Genomic DNA, 17,948 nt, shown 5'->3' with positions numbered 1-17,948 from the left:
CTGTGTCTGATTTTCAAAAGATAAGGAAATTGAAGAAAGGTGTTCAACGAATTTCAAAACAAAACGAGTTTGAATCCTTATCAATTTGATCACAACTGGTGGCGCAATAATGGACGAGAAATGGTAGGAGAAATCGTGGACGAGGGAATTAAACTCACCGGAGATCGGCAGAGATCAGGAATCGGAAAACAAAGTGAGATAGGGAACAATATCTTGCAGGCCCACGTAGGGAGGCAATTGATAAAATTGGATGGGCAAGGGATCGAGATTCATCTTGATCATTTGTTGATTTAAAGCAGTGACGACATTTTTTGCTCTTTCGCCATCAAAAATGGTCATTGTGTGCTCGTCCAACTGGCGGACTCCCATCCATTCAGCGGCCTCCAATCCAAAGGCAAATAACACCCACTGAGGGTTGCCCATCATATCCTGTGCCCCTGGAGACTGATGGTTGGAGCCCCACCCCCACCTGTGGATTCTTGAGATCTCAATGAGACCATGCTGATCCCTTGAAGACTCGACAACTGTGGGTTTATCTGGATATTCAGATTGTCTGATCTTAAATAAGCCGCGAAAACCTGAGTTCTTTTTTTGTTCCGGCTGCGGAAGGGCGGCAAGGCAGGAGCCAGCTTGAGAGGCACTTGCTTTTGGGATACTTCCTATGTTCAGAGTCAGGACTGCGAAGACTGAGGCGAAAAATTGAATCCGAACTTTCAGGCTTCTACAAGACGTAAGATCACCAACTTGATGAAAGAGTTACCTGAGAAACTACAGCCGCAAACACACAAATCAGGGTGGAGAGGTATAGGTGCAATTTCTGTACCTCCGAGAGCTGTGCATAAGAGGGATGGACCTTACCGCCGGTGTGGTTAATGGAGAGGAATGCTAGACTCGCAGAAATTCAAGTCGCGGAAGAAAACGGAATGAAACTTGTGGGTAATTGAATGCCTACTGGACAGGCATTATGGATTTCTTTGTTGTTGCTCAAATAGGTTTGTTCCGGGATTTGGAATGCAAGTGCAGGACCTGCAACCACTCGAATTGTATGTGCACTCTTTCCTTGCACCTAGAAATCCGCAATACGGTTCATAGTCGGAGCAATTCGAGCCCGGCCGCTCCCTAAATACTGAACAACCAATAAGCGAAATATATAAGAAAAAAACAGAAAACCACCCGAGCACTAAGTAAGCAATGGACGGACGTTTCCGCCCAATGCTCCTCTGAGAATCGGACAGACGTGACTTATGCATCCTGCTCTTAGAGAGGTGTTTCAACTCAGCTCCAAAATTACTGGTGACGTCATTTAATTCACAATCAAATGCGGTTATTGGAAATAGCATAGGGTCACATATCGTGCGGCAGATATGACGGTCGCTAGCAAAAATCATGGTTTTTAAGGTCGAGAAATTTTGAAGTTTACTTGGAAAGTCTTTCATGATCTTTTTCCTCCAATTTGATTCTCTGCAAGCGATTGTTGGTTTCATGAATATTTACTTTTTCACCAAATGACCAACCCTCTTGCCTTAAATATTCAATCTCTTTCGCCAATCTCCAAGCCCTCCAGCAGTGGGTTGGATGACTCTGTTCGATAAGGAGTTTATTTCTAATCTTGAGAGGGTAAAGTACGGCTGGGGCTTTGTCCAGTCGCACAGGCCGGTTACAAGTTATTCCCGTCAACCATGACTCTGAATTTTCTCTTTTCACCCAGAGATCTAGCAAAGCATTTGGGTCAAAGCCCGCTCGTGAATAATATCGAAGCCCAACAAGATCAGCTTCTATTTCCATCCAATATTTGAATTCGGCATCGCCAATAAGTCTCTTCAACCTGGAAATATAATTTGAGAGAGCATTATTTAATTTACTTTCATCCAGTTGTCGAATTTTATCGGCATAATTTTGGTAACCAAGAGAATCAAGTTGACCAAGAAAAAACTCAGTATCCGTTGAATCAGAAGGGCGATCCCAATCATTTTTGGCGGAGTCAACTGCAACTCCAACCTGAGTGTCGGCCATTAGCTTCAAATTCGAAAAAACATCTCTATGTTTCTGCGCAGATTGCTTGAGCGTTTCCGGCAGATTCTGATGTGACGCAAGCTTTGTAAGAATCGCCAGGTATTCCGTTGAGAATTTTGACAGTTCTTTAAAATAATCCTTTTGTAGATTTGCAATCTCTTGATCGTTTACTCCAGGATGAAGAAAGGGAGTCCCAAGATAATGTTGCAGAGTTACATGCGCCAACTCATGGGCAATGACTGCCGCAACTTCGGCGTCACTCTCAAATTCATCAACAAAATTTGAAAACTTGAGAGTTCCATTTCCCATGTTTCCCGCGGATGCCATGCTTCCCCTAGCGGCTTCGCCCTTGAGCACGAATAGACAAAATTCGCTTTTCGCGTATTCCGACCTAAATACGTCAGGGTTGGCATCCATAACGAGTTCAACTACATCACCTAGGTATCTTTTAGTTTCTATCAATCTATCTTCGCTCTGTTCGTCATCCTTACATTCCCAGAGTTTATAGTTGTTATATACACGTCTCTCAGTTAGTTGCACCTTTTCGCCAGACAAAAGTGACTGATATTTGGCCCAGACTGAATTGGTATTGGCTAAGGTAAAAACAAAAATTGGTATACCTACAAGTGCTCGTCTGATATTCATTTTTATCTTTCCTCTAGTGTGTATCGCAACGAGACCTTTGCAATTCATATGCCACAGTTTGAGGTATAATTCTGCGCCACATTTTGAGTTCCTGTGCTTTAGACACCCAAAAAAGGGGGCTCAAAAACGCTGATTGGTTTTTTATTAGGTTCGCTTAACGTTTGTGTCTCAACCCATAACGCCGATGATAACCTTCACTACAAAAAAGATGACGGCACAGGCGGCAAGAAGGCTGGCTGAGTTTATTTTAGTCATTGTTCGAACTCCCTAAGTCCTGTGTCGGCAGAATTGACAAAACCTTTAGCTTTTTTTATTTCGTTAGTAATGATCTTTGCGAATGCTGCCAAAGGCAAGAATTTGGGGGCTAAGGTGGTGCAGGTGCTAAAGCCAGACTTCTAAATTTGCTATCCACTTGTAAATACAAGGGTTTCACGGAAAATGACAATTTATGTCTGGACACCGTCTGTTTGACACTTCTTCATAGTGTCTAGCAATCTTCTCAAAATGGACACTTATCTAGTTATTTCAAATAGTTATACGTAATCGTCTCATTCGGGCACGGGCCTGGCACTAACTGGTTGTTAGAAACGAGCCTGGTTTGTAGGGCTTAACAGAGGTTGTGATTATGATGCGAAGTAAAAATATTCTGGTGGCTTTCGTTGGCCTGGCGGTACTGGCTGGCTGTGCGAAGGAAAAAAAGAAGGAGACTCCCCCTGATGCTGCACCTCCTGTTGTTGAGGTCCCGCAAGGGCCGTATGTTCCTCCTGGAAACGGTCCGGGACAAGGTCCAGGATCCAACTGGGAGTGGGGAGGATCAGCAGAACTTAAGATTACTGGTGCTGATCAGAGAGCAAAAAATAAGCGCATGGGTGAGTACACGGGTCGTCCCATGAACAGCCCAAAAGACATTCGACTCAATGTGAATCTGACCAAAGCTGGAAATGGCTACGGTGGCGTTGTCACTGTCAGCTACGTTGATAATGGGTACCAAGAAGAAGGTTACTTCACTTCAGGATCAAGTGATAAGGAAGTTCAATTTAATATTTGGCAACATAAAGACAACAAGTATGCTTACCATGGCTTCTTCGAAGATTTTCTTGGCGGTATTATTGTCGTTATAGATGAGTGGATCGATCTTGGTGATGGAAAAGGTCCCGAAGATCTTTTGGGCGGCAAAGTTTATTTTAAGAATTTCGGTTTAACTTATGCTCCTCATCCCCCCACTCGATGTTGGTTCGTCTCTCTTGGACCATATGATTGTCGGGCATGGAAAACAGATCGTTCAGTGGAAACAACTCGCAGCATTTATCCTGACAGTGACTACGTTGAACTCGGGAGTTTTTCCGGGATGGTATTAGATGAGGCCTTTAATGGCGAGACGAAGGAAATATTGGATAATTATTGATAGTTAAATGATTGAACAATTTACGGATTTTTTAAACAGGAAAACAGGAAAACAGGAAACAGGTAATAATATGAAGAATCAAAAATACCAAATAAAGAACTTTGTAGTTTGGAGTTTCTTTGCCTTTCTGATGGTCTCATTGGCCATGATGACCACTGGTTGTGGAAAGAAAGACGGCAAGACGGCGACGACTCCAGTAAATCCTTATAATCCAGCTTGCCCCAGTTGCATTGCTGACGGGACTCAGCTCGGAGCTGCCCTAGGATTTAATGGAGGAACACTGGCTAATTACCGTCTTGAGCTTGGCCTTACATTTGCTGGATCGGCCGGTGCCTCGGGATTTTCCGGTTATAGTGGTCCGGTCTCAGCTATTGGAATCATGTCGGTGAGAGTTTCCTCTCAGTATTGTCCCATGCCCGTTGGAGCCTATCAGGTTGCCACAACAGCAAATGGACAGTGGGATCCTTCGCTGGGTGGATTTCGTGGTCTTTCACTAGAGGCTCGTCATACCGATGGAACGATCGTTCGCTTGCACTTTGATTATGGAATTATACGGGGCGTTCAGCCAAACCTCGTTGACGATGGAAGTCGCGTTTATCCTTATGGTCTCATGGCCGACGTTATTGTTGACTCGGTTAATAGCGTTGCCTGTGTGGTCGGCTACCCGGGTCTTCCGCCTTTAAATAAATTTTTCTTTACCTATTAAACCTATTTAAATCTATGAGAAATAGATCTATTAAAAATTTGATGGGCCAGTAAAGTGAAATGGTTGAGGAAGAAAATGAAAAATGTGAAAGCGAAATGGACATTACTAGGTGGGTTGTTAGTCGCAATTTTTGCTTGCGGCTGCTCCTATCAGTGGCGAGAGGCCGATGCTGGAATTGGCGATAAAGAGCTCATGGATTTGATTAAAGAATTTGGAGAGAGTTCTGGCGTAGGGGGTATGTCTTCCTTTTCGACAATTGCGAATAATGAAAACGCAGCCCTCTATTTTGCGGAAGGCTGGTCAGACCAAGAAGGTACGATGGGCCCACCTGCAAGTGTTTTGGCTATTTTGGACTTCAGCTTTATGGGACAATCGGGCGATTTGTCGCCTCTCGACATGGATATGGCAAGAGCCATTTTTGTTGATTTAAAAAATGAGTCTGGAGAGCATGAAAATGCTCTTCTCATTGATTTTGTACTTAAGGGACAAACAGCACACGTGACAAAAGTGTTTGTCAGCCAAAGGGGCAATGGCATTGTGAACGGTGAGGAATTTGAAGTGGAGATGTCTGATAGCAGTGGCAAGCGTATTTTGGTTAGGAGCTATGATCTTGTTGACGGAACTGATGATTTAAAGGGAACAATTCAATTGAGTCTTTGGGATTTTGATGCGAACAACAACGAAGATTTTCTCGGAAAAATTTCGACCTTGGTTGGTTTTGGTGGCCAGTGAGAAGAATTGAGCGCAAGTGAGCACCATTGAGCATATTTTGAATTCAAAGCCTGAGCTGAGCAGGTCGAGGCAGGACAGGGAAAACAAGGGACCAGAAAAGTCTTTGGCGTTAGGGGTGCTTTCTGATATAACACGCATTCTTTATGGCACTACAGTACTGGGTTGAGTTCTTCGATGATTTGCAGCATGTACGAGGACGGTCACTGAACACCGTTATGGCATATCGTCGTGACTTGGAGCTTTTTGAAGAATTTCGGGAAAAGCATTCCGATATTTCCAGACTATATGAATTTTTGAGTCAGCGAGGCTTGAGTGTAAGGTCTCAGGCGAGGGTGGTCAGCAGTTTGCGGACCTTTTTTCGCTTTTGTGAAAAGCAGGGAATGACGGTGCCTGAGTTGAGGCAATTGCGTCCTCCGAAGGTCAACGTCACTCTTCCTCGAGGGCTCACTGCGGACGAGTTTCATCGTCTTATTCAAGCCTGCGAAGTGGAAAATTCCTATCGAACAGCGCGCAATCAGATCACTCTTTTGTTGCTCTTTGGCCTTGGGTGTCGGGTCAGCGAACTCGTGGGACTTGATTTGTCTGACATCAATGAAACTGAAGCTTGGATTAAGGTTCTGGGCAAAGGTGGCAAGGAAAGATTAATTCCCTTAACGGTCAAGCTCATGCGCGAGCTTAGGGATTACTTGGCAGAAGTCAGGCCTTATCTTGTGAAGGGCGAGAATTCAGCAGTTTTGCTAAATGATCGAGGTCATCGGCCTTCCCGTGTGGACATTTGGCGCTGGTTGTCGGCTTGGTCTATCAAGGCGGGCTTCGACGAACCGATGGGGCCTCATCGGTTTCGGCATGGTTGCGCAACGGCACTCCTTGAATCGGGAGCCGACCTCAGATCGATTCAGGTACTTCTTGGGCATTCGAGTATTCAAACAACGCAAGTTTATACATCAGTGTCGGCAAAAAAAATTCGAGAAGAGATCGATCGACATCATCCTTTGTCTGAGCCCGCCGAGAAATAAAGAAAAAATCTGAATTTTAGCTCTGGGGTTTGTCCGATCTGATTCGAACTCTGGACTCTATTTAGCCCGCGACCGAAAGAATAGGACTTCTCGCTTCCTTCTTTTTTGCATCAATGGGATTTATGAGAATTTATTCATTTGTCCGAAAAGGAATGGAGCTGGTTTCTATTGAGGTTGAGCTGAACCTGCTCCCAGGTGTGAATCAGCTTCAAATTATGGGCTTGCCAGATACGGCTATTCGAGAAAGTGGACTGAAGATCAAATCGGCCCTCAAGACTCAAGGGTTCAAATGGCCAGCCGGGCAGCAAATTCTTATTAACTTGAGACCTTCACATTGGAGAAAATCAAGTCGAGGATTGGAGCTCGCAATTGCCTGTGCTTACCTCTGGAAATCAGGCCAGATGAGGCCACCAGAAGGGCTTGGCGAGGATATCTATGTCTACGGCGAGCTCGGACTTGATGGGAAAGTCTATGCTCCAGGAGACCTGGATTCTCTTTTCAATCACCCCACTCAAGCCCCGATCTTTACTGGGAACCATGATCAACAGCTGCCGTGGTCCTTTCTCATGATCAAGGATCTTAAGGGCCTGCGATCTCCGGAAAAATTGGGGGCCAAGCCCTTTGTGAATTTAAGTTCGAGGCGACTCCTTTGCCTCAATTGGATTTTCCGACCGAAGCGGCTAAACTCTTAAAAATAGTTTCACTCGGAGAGCATGCGACATTGGTCGCCGGTCCCGCCGGTTCTGGCAAAACGACTCTTGCCAGAGGGCTGCATGCTCTTCTTGGGCCTCCTCCCTCTCACTTGTGGCCCGAGATGGCGCGAGTCAAACGCTGGTTTAGCGATTCGACGCCCTATCGGCCCTTTGTTTCACCTCACCACAGTGTGACTCCAAGTTCGATGATTGGCGGGGGATTCCCGGTCTTTCCAGGTGAAATTACTCGGGCGCACGGTGGATTGCTTCTGTTAGATGAATTTTTAGAATTTCCCACCCAGGTAAAGGAATCCTTGCGTGAGCCACTAGAAAGCGGAGAGATTGTCATTTCTCGTCGAGGGCAAAATCAGACGTTACCGGCGAGATTTCTTTTGCTGGCCACGACCAACCTTTGTCATTGTGGACGCTTGGTTCCAGAACGCAGAGCCCCGTGCCGATTTAGTCTGACTCGTTGTCGATCTTATCTAGAAAGGATGAGTGGTCCCATGCTGGATCGATTTGACGTTTTGGCCTTTAGCAGCGATTGGGCAAAGACGGGTCAGGGTCATTCCAAAAATGCTGGAATGGAGTCTATGCAAAGCATTTTTGAACATATCGAAAGAGCTCGTCTGTTTCAAAGAAATCGCCAATTGACTGAAATTCAGGAAATGGGTTTTATCGAAGTCAACGGCAGGACGGATGAGGCAAAGATCTCTCAGACTCTGCCTCCCTTTGTGAAAGAAAACCTTTTGCCCACGATGGGGGATTCTCGGCGCCGAATGCGGGCTCTGATGCGGGTGGCTAGGACTTTGGCCGACTTGGATGAGAATCTATCCATCCAATTGTCTCATCTCAATGAGGCTTCACAGTGGGCTTGGAGAAACTTCGAGAATCTCAATCAAATTTTCGCGTGAGCAACTTCTCTGATCCATTGAATAGGACTTGAGTTTTGGAGGCGAATTTGCTTTTATCCAAAGCTCAGGTTATCGGGTGAGGTGGCGTAGCCAAGTGGCTAGGCGCCGGACTGCAAATCCGTGAACGCCGGTTCGAATCCGGCCGCCACCTCCATTTTCGTCCGAAGATGACCCTATGTACTATACCACTCTCAGTCGTGCTAGAGACAAAACTGCAATGGCGGCGGGACCGTCTGCGCAGCAGACGCTCTTAAAGGTCTGTGGTAGTGGTGCGGAAAGGGGGAGCACATCTGAATAGAGATTTGTTCGTTACCGGCCCCATCCGCTAAAGCCTCTTGCGGTCTCCGGCAGTGGTAACACTCGGGGGTTAAGTAGCAAGTGAAAAGCGGTCACGAGGTATTGTGCGCGAGCAACATCGGTCAGCCTAAACTAATAGTGAACAGTTAAAAATGCGAGTTAATGGGAAGATAGAGGCAAGGCCCAAGCGGTTGGCGACGTGGAAGGCTACAAGCTGTCGGCAGGTGGAACCGGAATGACCGACACTCACTCTCTTGCAACTGACTGTAGGCGGGCCGGTGAGAGTCATAGGAGTTAACCGGAGAGATCTTTTAAGACGGTCTATGATGGTTGAGCAAGTAGACAACCGAAGGAGTGAAGTCAATAAGCTCTGATCAGGTGTTTTAAGAGAAGTCAGAGACACCCATAATACTCAAGCAGCCATGGAAACATGGTGAGACTCAGGGAAGAAGTCAGAGGAAGGGGTTGTCAGGTCCAGAAGGAACTTGAGCTCGCAAATGCGACTGTAATGAGGATCTTGAGATGTCCCAACATCCAACCTGGGTTGAGAAGCAAATGTCCCTCAACCCACAAACAAGACGTATTCGAGTTCGGGTGGCAGATCATGCAAAACGAGGTCGTAAACAGTGGGATCTTTATCGCTATATAACCGACCCCTATCTTCTTGCCGATGCACTAAAACTAGTTCTAAATAATTGCGGATGCGCGGGTTTAGATCGAGTCAGCGTGGGATCAATAAAAGGTAACGAGTGGGAATTTGTTAAATCTCTGAGTGCGAAACTCAGAGAAGCGGGCGCCTATCAACCGGGTGCAGTCAAACGAGTTTACATCCCCAAAAGCAATGGGGAGAAAAGACCTTTGGGTATTCCCAATTTAGAGGACCGCGTGGTCCAAAGGGCACTCGTGCTACTATTGGAGGTAGTCTACGAGCAGAGGTTCTACGATTTTTCCTACGGGTTTAGACCCAAGAGGAAGGCGATAGATTGTGTCGCTATAGTGGCAAAACAAGCCTATCGTGACCGACACGTTTTGGAGGCTGACATCGAGAATTTTTTCGATCAAGTCAGTCACAATAAGCTACTCAAATTCTTAACTAAGGAAATAGCTGATCCGCGAATTATGCGGTTAATTAGTCGAATTCTGAAGTCAGGGTTTCAGGAGCCAGGAAAGCCTTGGCAGCCAAGTATAAAGGGAACTCCGCAGGGCGGACCACTTTCACCGCTATTAGCCAATGTTTATCTTCATCATGTGTTGGACGAGAAGTTTGCAGAAGTCTATGGACAAAGCTCATCGGTAAAGCTCTTTCGTTATGCCGATGATTTTATCATCACGGCAAGAACAGCGTCGGAGCTTAAAACGGCCAGACGTTTTCTCTACGTTTGGATGAAAGGCGGGGAGCTTTCCCTAAAGGAGTCCAAGACAAGAGAAGTAGACATGAGTAATCACCGTCGTGGTTATCAATCTCAGTTCGATTTCCTTGGTTTCAAGATCCATCTAAGGGCGTTCGCAGATAATCCACAAAGATTTTGGATTGCGCGCCAGCCCTCGGAGAAATCTAGGCGGAGCCTCAAAGACAGTCTGCGAGAAAAGCTCAAGATTCACCTCACTCTGGCGGAAGCACGGCAAGTTGTGCTCTCTGTTTGGCGGGGTTGGTGCAATTATTTTCGCTATTCCAATGCGAACCATATTTTTTACCGGGAGCTCCACTCTGTGAGGCGTCTGATTTGTCGCTATCTTCGGCGCAAATACCGCAGGCAACGTCGTCCAGTCCCGTGGCGCAAGCTGTTCAAACTTGCGCAAGAAATCTGGAAACCTTTAAAGCCCATAGGCGTTGTGCCCAATCATCTTTGCCACACGCAGCCTAGGCTGCTTTAATCTGGAAGAGCCGTATACGTGAACGCGTACGTACGGTTCGGTGAGGGCTGGGGGCCGCAAGGCCCCTGGCTACTCGGTAATTAAACCTCCAACTTTAACCTGCAAATTAGACGCGCAATAGTTATTTTGTTAACAGTAAATGGTCTGTATGGATTGGATAAGTTTTATGATTTTTTTATCACTCACTGAGTAGTATTGAAATCTCCCCTTTCGGTCACAATCCAGCAAACCTTCTAATTTCATTCTTCCTAAAAATTGAGAAAGTTGAGATTGTGAAATTCCGCAAAGATTTTGCAGCTCAGTGACAGTTTTCTTTCCTTGAATAAGATGGCCCAATATCATGAGGCGTTGTGGGTGAGAGAGGGCTCTCAATAGACCTGCGACTAGCTCACATTTGTCCTCCATTTTTGAAATTGAAAAAGTTTTAAATACCATCTGGCCTCCTAATAATTAAATACGTCATTACCTCTTGACATATTACAATATCACAATACAATAATATAAAGAAGGGGGTGGAATATGGAAGAACTCAACGAAAGTACTTTCAAAACTAAGGTGTTCAATTATGAGGCGGAAAAAGAGTGGAAGTACGAAGGGGATTTGCCCGCAATTATTGATTTTTATGCAGACTGGTGTGGTCCCTGCAAAGCGTTGTCACCGATATTAGAGGAGCTTTCACGTGAGTACCAGGGGAAGTTACACATTTATAAAGTAGATACTGAGGCGAGTCCTGAGTTGGCCGGGGCATTTGGTATCAAAAGTATTCCAAGCATTTTGTTTATACCCAAAGAGGGTGAGCCCAGTATGGCAACAGGCATGGTGCCAAAAACCGAACTTAAAAAAGCGATCAGCAATATTTTAAATGTTCAAGAGGATTAATTTATTATGAAAAATGAAATTATTTTTAGACAAATGTTTGAACCTGAGACTTCAACGTATACATATTTACTAGCCGATCCAGAAACGAAAGAGGCAGTGCTTATTGATACCGTTCTTGAAACTGTTGATCGAGACATGAAGCTTATGAGTGAGCTTGGGCTAAAGTTGAAATATATTTTAGACACACACATTCATGCCGATCACATTACTGGTTCCGGGGAGCTAAGAAAATTGACCAATGCGAAGTCGGCCGTAAGCCAAAGTGCAAATGTTGATTGTGTGGACATACCACTTGATAATGAGCAGGAGTTGCAGTTTGGTATTACAAAATTACAGCTCTTGCTACTCCTGGGCACACCAATAGCTGTATGAGTTTTTACTGCGATGGCAAAGTGTTTACCGGGGACGCTCTTTTGATTCGTGGTACAGGACGAACGGATTTTCAGATGGGATCATCGTCTGCACTTTTTGACAGTGTGCATAAGCAGCTATTCAAGTTACCAAAAGACACCAAGGTTTACCCTGGGCATGATTACCGCGGGCACACAGTTTCAACCATTGATGAAGAAATGCGCTTTAACCCACGTATCGGTGTTAATAAAAGCAAAGATGAATTCATTAAAACGATGAGTGAATTAAAACTTGCGAACCCCAAAAAAATTCATGAGGCGGTACCCGCCAATTTAGGGTGTGGAAAAAAGAATTCCGTTGAAGAGAGACTCTTGCATCCACAAACGGTAGATGGAGTGCCAGAGGTAACGCCGGAAAAAGTAAGTACTTGTTTTAATAACCTCTTGATCGTTGATGTGAGAAGGCCGGAGGAATTTAATAATGAGCTAGGGCATATACCTAATGCAAGGCTTGTAACTCTCGGTGATAGCTTGCAAGACTTTTTGCGAAATGCAGATAAGTCCGAAGAAATAGTTTTTGTATGCCGTAGTGGCGCCAGATCCGGCCAAGCGACCTTGCTAAGTAAACAGATGGGATTTAAGTTCTCCTCTAACATGACTGGTGGAATGATTCGCTGGAATGAACTCGGTTATGCCGTTGAAAGGAAATAGGCATGGAAGCGTTTATACTTCCTCTTGTCGGTGGATCACTTATTGGAATTGCGGTGTCTATGATGCTGATTTTCAACGGGCGCGTGACTGGAATCAGTGGTATTGCAAACGGGCTCCTCAGCTACTCTAAAGGTGATATGTCTTGGCGGTGGCGTTTGTGTCTGGACTCGTTGCAGGTGGAGTCATTTTGTATCAGATTTATCCACAGGCTTTTGCTTCGAACTGCACGTAGATTTGTGGCAAGTGATCGCAGCAGGTTTTGTCGTGGGGTTTGGAACTATCATGGGGAGTGGTTGCACCAGCGGTCACGGCGTATGTGGTATCAGCCGCATGTCAGTTAGATCTATACTTGCAACCTTAACTTTTATCGCCGTAGGTATTTTGACAGCTAGCTTTTTAAGAGGTGCACGGTGAAGAAGAAGTCGAATAGAGTCGCAACTTCTTTTGTAGTAGGGGCTAATTTTTGCATTAGGCCTGGGTGTATCAGGTATGACTCAGCCTCAAAAAGGTGATTGGCTTTTTTAAATGTGTTTGCGGATCCTTCATTGATTTTTGTAATGGCCGGTTCGATTGCGGTTCACTTTTGGGCTACAGATTGGTGAGGCACCGAAAGTCACCTCTCTTTGACGCTCACTTTCATACCCCCACTGAAAAGACATTTCGCCGAAGCTTCTTGTGGGCTCAGCGCTTTTGGATTTGGATGGGGACTCGGAGGTTACTGTTCAGGCCCTGCGATTACATCGCTTGGTTCTTTTTTTGGGGATGTACGGATACCGAATCACAGAAAAGTACATATGGAAGTCTTAGGCTATTTTGCCGTTGCCATGATGGGAGTAGTACTCGGAGTGCTCGGAGGCGGTGGCTCTATTTTAACTGTTCCAATTTTAGTTTATTTCTTTAAAATCAATCCAATCGTGGCAACAACATACTCTTTGCTTGTGGTAGGAGTCACAGCCGTAGTAGGCGTCCCGTCCAATCTTCGATATAATACAGTAAATTATTCTGCGGCAATAGGCTTTGCTCTTCCTAGTTTTGTTGGAATATATATCAAGGTCGCTGTTGTTGCCGATGATGCCGAAGGAAATCTGGCAAGCGGGTGGATTAGTCCTCACTAAAGAGATTGTGATCATGGGCTTATTTTCAGTCTTAACGCTCGCGGCCTCGTTCTCAATGATTCGAAAAAGACTCCACATCTAGATTCAGTTCAGTCTCATAAGCGTCCTGGACTAAGTATTGCTCCAAAAGCTTTTTTGTTGGCTTATTGACGGGTTTAGTTGGTGCTGGCGGCGGATTTCTTATCGTCCCTACACTCATTGTGTTTGCTGGTCTAAACATGCGAATTGCGGTTGGGACCTCTTTACTGGTCATTGCCTTGAATTCACTTTTTGGTTTCACCACAAGTCTTAGTAAAATTATGGGTGTGCAGTGGACTTTTTATTCACCATAATTGCAATCGCAGTTGTGGGAATTGTCGTTGGCATTAAAGTTGGCAAACGTGTGCCAGAGAACAAACTAAAGACTGCTTTTGGGTGGTTTGTTTTGATTGTGGGGTCAATTGTTTTGATCGATCAGATGTTTCGGTTGTAGACCGACTACACCTTCTGTAAGAAATCGATCCCCGATCGTCGTGCATGGTCAGTTTCATAAAAGCAATCCTCCAGCTGCCGCCCCTAATAGAACCACGATCCACGATGGCACAGTCCAAAAACAAGGAGCAGAAAAACAGCTTGCTGCCAGTGCAAAATCCTTTGAGTCAAAATCGCGCTCGTCCATACCGGATTGTAGAATGCTGAAAGTAAAAGACCAACAACAGAAGCATTTATCCTTGCATGGCGTATCGTATTTCACTGTGCTTCCTCAATTTTTCCCAAAAACGGAAGTATTCCGACAATCAATAAAAAGAAGGTAGAAATGCGGCTATCAGGCAAATCGTCGCTCCAGGCCAACCGAAAGGTTGCACTTGTGATACGGCCCCAAGGTAGGCCGAAAAGCTAAAAAGAGGACCGGGTATAGCTTGGGCGGCGCCGTATCCCGCCATAAACATTTCTTTCGAAACCCATCCAGTTGGGACAACTTCAGCCTGTAGAAGAGGTAAAGCAACATGGCCTCCGCCAAAAACAAGCGATCCTGCGCGAAAAAAGCTATCAAAGAGCTTGATGGATTGATCTTGGCTTTGGAGAGCAGCCATAGGGAAGAAGAGACGAGCAATGTCACAAATAAGAGGAGTAGGACTCCCTGCAGTTTGGCTCACTTTTGAATTCATTGGAATATGAGGCAGTTCTTGATGCTTTCGGAAATACATAATTCCGACGATTCCGCCGATGCAGATGACGAATGACTAGACCATCGCCGATGTGATCACCGACGCAAGGACCGCTGCGACAACGGCGACTGTTGCTCTCTTTTTGTCGGGACAAAGTTGAACTGCCATCCTCCACATGGCCTGGGCCACAACTGCGACGGCAACAATCTTAAGTCCATGAAGCCAAGACTCACTGGGATTAAATTTTGAGATACCGAGTCCAAATAGAACGAGGATCAATGCTGAAGGAACGGTAAATGCCATCCAAGCGGCAATTGCCCCAAGTATCCGGCACGCGAGAGTCCAATGGCCGCGTCTGACCTGACTGTACTCGCGGGACCTGGTAGGAGCTGGCAGAGCGCCACAAGGTCGGCGCGTGAGCCGTCGTTAATCCACTTTTTCGCTTGACGAACTCATCGTGAAAATAACTGAGATGGGCAATGGGGCCACCGAATGAAGCGTGAGACCAAGTCTTGCAAAAGAAACAAAACTCCCCAAAATATGAGACACACAAGCTCTCCCATGAATGCGAAGGAAATAATGAAAAGACGACTATCATTGTTCTTACTCAGAAGTCTAATCGTTTTTGCCTTTTACCAAAACCCGTTTTAGAATTCTCCATCTAAAATCTTTGGATTTAGGTGGGAGATGAATGAAACTTGACTTTCCTCCATGGATGGAGGAGGTCTTGAAATCAGGATGGATTTTTCCCATTTTCTGATTTTCTACATATTTTTTTATGACCTCAAGTGTCGCTCCGCCCGTCGAAATGAGAGACAATAGGCTCGGAGTCCAGAAAAACAGGTTTCGAATAATTTTCTTCAGGTGTGCTGGAAACTTCTTCCTAATAAGTCTGCTCCTTACGGTTTTTAGGTTGTTGATGAGCTTTGAAAGATTCATCGCCGGGTGTGCTTCTTAAAGAGAAGATGAACGGTGTTCTTTGCCGCTAAACTCGAGGAGTCTGCAGTCCCATTTCACAAAGAAGTCTACCAAACTCTTGTTTTAGAAAATCTAATTGCTCTGGATTGGGACATCTTTTCGATATTTGTTGCCTAACACTAAATGATAGTTGAGACTGTAAACGGCGTGAAAATGTCCACGTAATTTCGTTTTTTCTTTGATTTGACTTTTCATAACTTTACAATAATAGAACAGGCAGAATGAATCCACTCACACGACGCTACAAATTGAAATTTTTCCTCACCGGTGCAGAAACGGCATCTAGGGGAAGATATTTGGCTCGGTTCGTTTTGTGTACAACAATTTCTAAAATAAACGAGGAGCTGTACGCGGATGGGATACAGAAACTCTCTCTCGCACGGAGATGCAAGAACATCTCCTCTCATCTGGAGAAGAAGCCATTGGCTGGCTGGTGGCGTACCGAATCAATCCTTGCGAGTTGCAACTCCCGTTCTCGATGCTCGCATATCAGGAATCTGACAGCAGGACGCGGTAAAAGGCCAAGACTCAAAGAAGTTGGCTGCGCAAAGTTTTCACTCCACAACCAAAAATCAAATCGAGTGTCAGGACAGAAGGCACGTATTTGTTCCAAAATACAAGACTTGGATACCGATATGAAGTGCATAGAGAATTTTCCAGACGGTACAAAGTTCGGTGCCGCCACCATCTCTAAAACTGCAAGTGGACGATACTTCATCCAGCATCGTCACAAAATTCAATACGAAAGAGGAAAATTCTTTGAACCCATGATGGGATCGTTGGGTGTAGATCTGAACGTAAGCATATTGTTCTGAGTGATGGCGAGAAGATCCGAGTTCGGAGGACATTGGAAACGCTCGAGAGCAAGCTGGACTTAAAAGAAGATGCAGCGCCAGCGAAGATATACAGAAATCAGAAAAACATGAAGTCGCTCCAACTACGAAAAAACAAGATTTCGACTTGCAAAGTTGCACGAAGGAATAAAGGTTCCCAAAGGAGGACTATCTTCACAAATTGGCTCTCAATATCTACCGCAAGAACCAAGTGGTGGCGATGGAGACACTCAATGTGAAGGGCATGATGAAAAACCGAAGACTGGCAAAGTCAATTGCATTTCAATCATAGGGAAGACTTATTGAGATAATGAAGGTGTATATGCTGTCCAATACGACCGACATTTGCATTTTATATCGACTTGGTTTCCAGGATTCTAAGATGTACCATCAGTGGGTTCGTGAACAGCGAACTCACCTTTCCGATCGGGAATGGACGTATGAATCATGTCATATTCATCACGATAGGGACATCAATGCCAATAAATGTTCAAAACGAGGAGGTGGGTCCTGCCCGTTCATCAGCCTGTGGAGAAGGCTCTGTTGTGCGGCCGAGGCGCCCAGCAACCATGGCCTCAGCGAAGCAGGAATCATCAAGATTTGGGTGGCATCGTGAGACGCCATCCATGATATCCGCTTATTCCCGACAAGGGAAAGTGGTGAGCCACTTCACTTGGCAGCAGTTGCAGTAAGGCTTGAGAGGAACGGAAAATTTAAGCTTGGTCTCCAGACCGGGTGGAGTCGCCCTAACAGTGTTGAGGAGCCCAAAGGGATGGCTCTCATTCTCATTGACTAAGGGTCCACTTTGAGACCAAACTCTAAATTTCAGCTTGAGTGGTGGAAAATCTCGGTAGTAATCAATGCGTTAGTCTCGGAAACTCAAGTACTTCTAGACAGGCCTCAGTAAGTCAGGTCCATTTTAACACCGCGATTATATTCATTCTCCGTTAGCTGTAAAGCTTTCCTGCCACCCTGAACATCTTAGTCAGCTGTTTTGATAAGCTCGCCAAGGATCTTCAAGTGGTGTTTCAATTCCTTGGTTTTAAAGCAGCCCTCACGAACAGCGTGGGCCGCCCTTTTCCTGAAGGAAGCGGATTCTGCCTGCCTGGCGAGCTTCGGTTCGATCTTCGAAGCCTGTCTAAGATCAATGGTCATTCTCACGCAGCCGTCCCATCTTGTCCCTTCTCATGGCGCGATCTTAACTGTCAGAAAGTGATGGCAGACCGTATCCGCTTGCATAAAGATCGAGCTTTGGTTGCCACCAACGAGATTGATCGGCCTTTAGCTATTCAATCCTCTCAAGGTCCTTTTGAGCTTTGACGGTAAGTGCTGATCCGTAGAAGGTAGAGTGCTGAGGTCCTTCAAACATCACCCTTGGAAACTCAGAGCCAATTCAATATTCTCGTGTTCATCGAGCACCAAGCACGACAGCGAGCTGATTGAGACAGAGATCCTTTTCCAACTTTAACGGCTTACTCTTTCAAGAGAAATTCGATGCAGTTCAAATTGCTTCGCATCAGCAGCTGTGGTAGACCCAGCACCAGCTCTTTTCTTTGCTGATTTTAGACTCAATTCGTTTATTTCAAATTGCTTCATTGCGGTCTTTGATTTATTGATTGAGTGCCGTGACTTTCCAATA

The 17,948-nt window shown here is 45.4% G+C and carries 18 protein-coding genes, 1 tRNA gene and 3 pseudogenes; 17 read left to right on the top strand and 5 right to left on the bottom strand.

Going from position 1 to position 17,948, the window contains the following annotated elements; all coding sequences use genetic code 11:
• Positions 1–174: 174 nt before the first annotated feature.
• The gene (locus IPL83_06435; protein ID MBK9038779.1) at positions 175–426 is read right to left on the bottom strand and encodes a hypothetical protein; all 252 of its coding nucleotides are present in this window, start codon (positions 424–426) and stop codon (positions 175–177) included.
• 990 nt (positions 427–1,416) lie between these two features.
• The gene (locus IPL83_06430) at positions 1,417–2,658 is read right to left on the bottom strand and encodes a M48 family metalloprotease (GenBank protein MBK9038778.1); all 1,242 of its coding nucleotides are present in this window, start codon (positions 2,656–2,658) and stop codon (positions 1,417–1,419) included.
• Between the two features lie 625 nt (positions 2,659–3,283).
• Between IPL83_06430 and IPL83_06425 the strand changes: the two genes are divergently transcribed.
• The 8 genes from IPL83_06425 to ltrA all read left to right on the top strand — a co-directional run bounded on the left by IPL83_06425 (position 3,284) and on the right by ltrA (position 10,295).
• A complete protein-coding gene (locus IPL83_06425; GenBank protein ID MBK9038777.1) occupies positions 3,284–4,063 on the top strand; it encodes a hypothetical protein in 780 nt (259 codons plus the stop codon).
• A gap of 7 nt (positions 4,064–4,070) precedes the next feature.
• Positions 4,071–4,769 (top strand): hypothetical protein, encoded by a 699-nt coding sequence (locus IPL83_06420; GenBank protein ID MBK9038776.1) that lies wholly within the window; start codon positions 4,071–4,073, stop codon positions 4,767–4,769.
• A 75-nt stretch (positions 4,770–4,844) separates the two neighbouring features.
• Entirely contained in the window at positions 4,845–5,501 is a 657-nt protein-coding gene (locus IPL83_06415; protein ID MBK9038775.1) for a hypothetical protein, read from the top strand.
• Positions 5,502–5,644: 143 nt separating this feature from the next.
• Positions 5,645–6,517, top strand: a complete 873-nt coding sequence (locus IPL83_06410) for a tyrosine-type recombinase/integrase (GenBank protein ID MBK9038774.1) — start codon at positions 5,645–5,647, stop codon at positions 6,515–6,517.
• A 122-nt stretch (positions 6,518–6,639) separates the two neighbouring features.
• Positions 6,640–7,209 carry a hypothetical protein gene (locus IPL83_06405; GenBank protein MBK9038773.1) on the top strand — a complete coding sequence of 190 codons (570 nt, stop codon included), beginning with the start codon at positions 6,640–6,642 and terminating at the stop codon, positions 7,207–7,209.
• A complete protein-coding gene (locus IPL83_06400; protein ID MBK9038772.1) occupies positions 7,167–8,123 on the top strand; it encodes an ATP-binding protein in 957 nt (318 codons plus the stop codon). The genes IPL83_06405 and IPL83_06400 overlap by 43 nt, the downstream gene beginning before the upstream one ends.
• A gap of 80 nt (positions 8,124–8,203) precedes the next feature.
• Positions 8,204–8,277: transfer RNA gene (locus tag IPL83_06395), tRNA-Cys, on the top strand.
• Between the two features lie 665 nt (positions 8,278–8,942).
• The gene (gene ltrA / locus IPL83_06390; GenBank protein MBK9038771.1) at positions 8,943–10,295 is read left to right on the top strand and encodes a group II intron reverse transcriptase/maturase; all 1,353 of its coding nucleotides are present in this window, start codon (positions 8,943–8,945) and stop codon (positions 10,293–10,295) included.
• Between the two features lie 129 nt (positions 10,296–10,424).
• On the opposite strand, the gene IPL83_06385 is transcribed toward ltrA, so the two are convergent.
• Positions 10,425–10,730 carry a winged helix-turn-helix transcriptional regulator gene (locus tag IPL83_06385; GenBank protein MBK9038770.1) on the bottom strand — a complete coding sequence of 102 codons (306 nt, stop codon included), beginning with the start codon at positions 10,728–10,730 and terminating at the stop codon, positions 10,425–10,427.
• A gap of 84 nt (positions 10,731–10,814) precedes the next feature.
• Between IPL83_06385 and trxA the strand changes: the two genes are divergently transcribed.
• From trxA to IPL83_06355, 6 genes and pseudogenes are all read left to right on the top strand, one after another.
• Positions 10,815–11,174, top strand: a complete 360-nt coding sequence (gene trxA, locus IPL83_06380; protein MBK9038769.1) for a thioredoxin — start codon at positions 10,815–10,817, stop codon at positions 11,172–11,174.
• An 18-nt stretch (positions 11,175–11,192) separates the two neighbouring features.
• Positions 11,193–12,235 (top strand): annotated as a pseudogene (locus IPL83_06375) (MBL fold metallo-hydrolase).
• A 222-nt stretch (positions 12,236–12,457) separates the two neighbouring features.
• Positions 12,458–12,649, top strand: a complete 192-nt coding sequence (locus IPL83_06370; GenBank protein MBK9038768.1) for a YeeE/YedE family protein — start codon at positions 12,458–12,460, stop codon at positions 12,647–12,649.
• A 380-nt stretch (positions 12,650–13,029) separates the two neighbouring features.
• The gene (locus IPL83_06365) at positions 13,030–13,350 is read left to right on the top strand and encodes a TSUP family transporter (protein ID MBK9038767.1); all 321 of its coding nucleotides are present in this window, start codon (positions 13,030–13,032) and stop codon (positions 13,348–13,350) included.
• Between the two features lie 146 nt (positions 13,351–13,496).
• The gene (locus tag IPL83_06360) at positions 13,497–13,682 is read left to right on the top strand and encodes a sulfite exporter TauE/SafE family protein (GenBank protein ID MBK9038766.1); all 186 of its coding nucleotides are present in this window, start codon (positions 13,497–13,499) and stop codon (positions 13,680–13,682) included.
• Positions 13,661–13,822, top strand: a complete 162-nt coding sequence (locus IPL83_06355; GenBank protein MBK9038765.1) for a hypothetical protein — start codon at positions 13,661–13,663, stop codon at positions 13,820–13,822. The genes IPL83_06360 and IPL83_06355 overlap by 22 nt, the downstream gene beginning before the upstream one ends.
• A gap of 54 nt (positions 13,823–13,876) precedes the next feature.
• Here IPL83_06355 and chrA read toward each other — a convergent pair.
• Positions 13,877–15,065 (bottom strand): annotated as a pseudogene (chrA, locus tag IPL83_06350) (chromate efflux transporter).
• Positions 15,066–15,113: 48 nt separating this feature from the next.
• Positions 15,114–15,446 (bottom strand): annotated as a pseudogene (locus IPL83_06345) (transposase).
• A gap of 251 nt (positions 15,447–15,697) precedes the next feature.
• Here IPL83_06345 and IPL83_06340 point away from each other — a divergent pair.
• The 3 genes from IPL83_06340 (at position 15,698) to IPL83_06330 (ending at position 17,629) form a co-directional block, all read left to right on the top strand.
• Entirely contained in the window at positions 15,698–16,291 is a 594-nt protein-coding gene (locus IPL83_06340) for a hypothetical protein (GenBank protein ID MBK9038764.1), read from the top strand.
• 328 nt (positions 16,292–16,619) lie between these two features.
• Positions 16,620–16,925, top strand: coding sequence for a hypothetical protein (locus IPL83_06335; GenBank protein ID MBK9038763.1), 306 nt, complete (start codon positions 16,620–16,622; stop codon positions 16,923–16,925).
• Between the two features lie 404 nt (positions 16,926–17,329).
• Positions 17,330–17,629: a hypothetical protein gene (locus IPL83_06330; protein ID MBK9038762.1), complete on the top strand. Its 300-nt coding sequence runs from the start codon at positions 17,330–17,332 to the stop codon at positions 17,627–17,629.
• The last annotated feature ends 319 nt before the right edge of the window (positions 17,630–17,948 follow it).

Source organism: Bdellovibrionales bacterium (assembly GCA_016716765.1).
Lineage (GTDB): Bacteria > Bdellovibrionota > Bdellovibrionia > Bdellovibrionales > UBA1609 > JADJVA01.
Note: the sequence above shows the minus strand (reverse complement) of the source record. Positions and strands in the feature narration are given on the sequence as shown.

Bases quoted from the DNA above. Each gene is read 5' to 3' on its own strand.
- IPL83_06435 (MBK9038779.1), bottom strand. From the start codon at position 426: ATGATGGGCAACCCTCAGTGGGTGTTATTTGCCTTTGGATTGGAGGCC.
- IPL83_06430 (MBK9038778.1), bottom strand. From the start codon at position 2,658: ATGAATATCAGACGAGCACTTGTAGGTATACCAATTTTTGTTTTTACC.
- IPL83_06425 (MBK9038777.1), top strand. From the start codon at position 3,284: ATGATGCGAAGTAAAAATATTCTGGTGGCTTTCGTTGGCCTGGCGGTA.
- IPL83_06420 (MBK9038776.1), top strand. From the start codon at position 4,071: ATGATTGAACAATTTACGGATTTTTTAAACAGGAAAACAGGAAAACAG.
- IPL83_06415 (MBK9038775.1), top strand. From the start codon at position 4,845: ATGAAAAATGTGAAAGCGAAATGGACATTACTAGGTGGGTTGTTAGTC.
- IPL83_06410 (MBK9038774.1), top strand. From the start codon at position 5,645: ATGGCACTACAGTACTGGGTTGAGTTCTTCGATGATTTGCAGCATGTA.
- IPL83_06405 (MBK9038773.1), top strand. From the start codon at position 6,640: ATGAGAATTTATTCATTTGTCCGAAAAGGAATGGAGCTGGTTTCTATT.
- ltrA (MBK9038771.1), top strand. From the start codon at position 8,943: ATGTCCCAACATCCAACCTGGGTTGAGAAGCAAATGTCCCTCAACCCA.
- IPL83_06385 (MBK9038770.1), bottom strand. From the start codon at position 10,730: ATGGTATTTAAAACTTTTTCAATTTCAAAAATGGAGGACAAATGTGAG.
- trxA (MBK9038769.1), top strand. From the start codon at position 10,815: ATGGAAGAACTCAACGAAAGTACTTTCAAAACTAAGGTGTTCAATTAT.
- IPL83_06365 (MBK9038767.1), top strand. From the start codon at position 13,030: ATGGAAGTCTTAGGCTATTTTGCCGTTGCCATGATGGGAGTAGTACTC.
- IPL83_06340 (MBK9038764.1), top strand. From the start codon at position 15,698: ATGAATCCACTCACACGACGCTACAAATTGAAATTTTTCCTCACCGGT.
- IPL83_06335 (MBK9038763.1), top strand. From the start codon at position 16,620: ATGAAGGTGTATATGCTGTCCAATACGACCGACATTTGCATTTTATAT.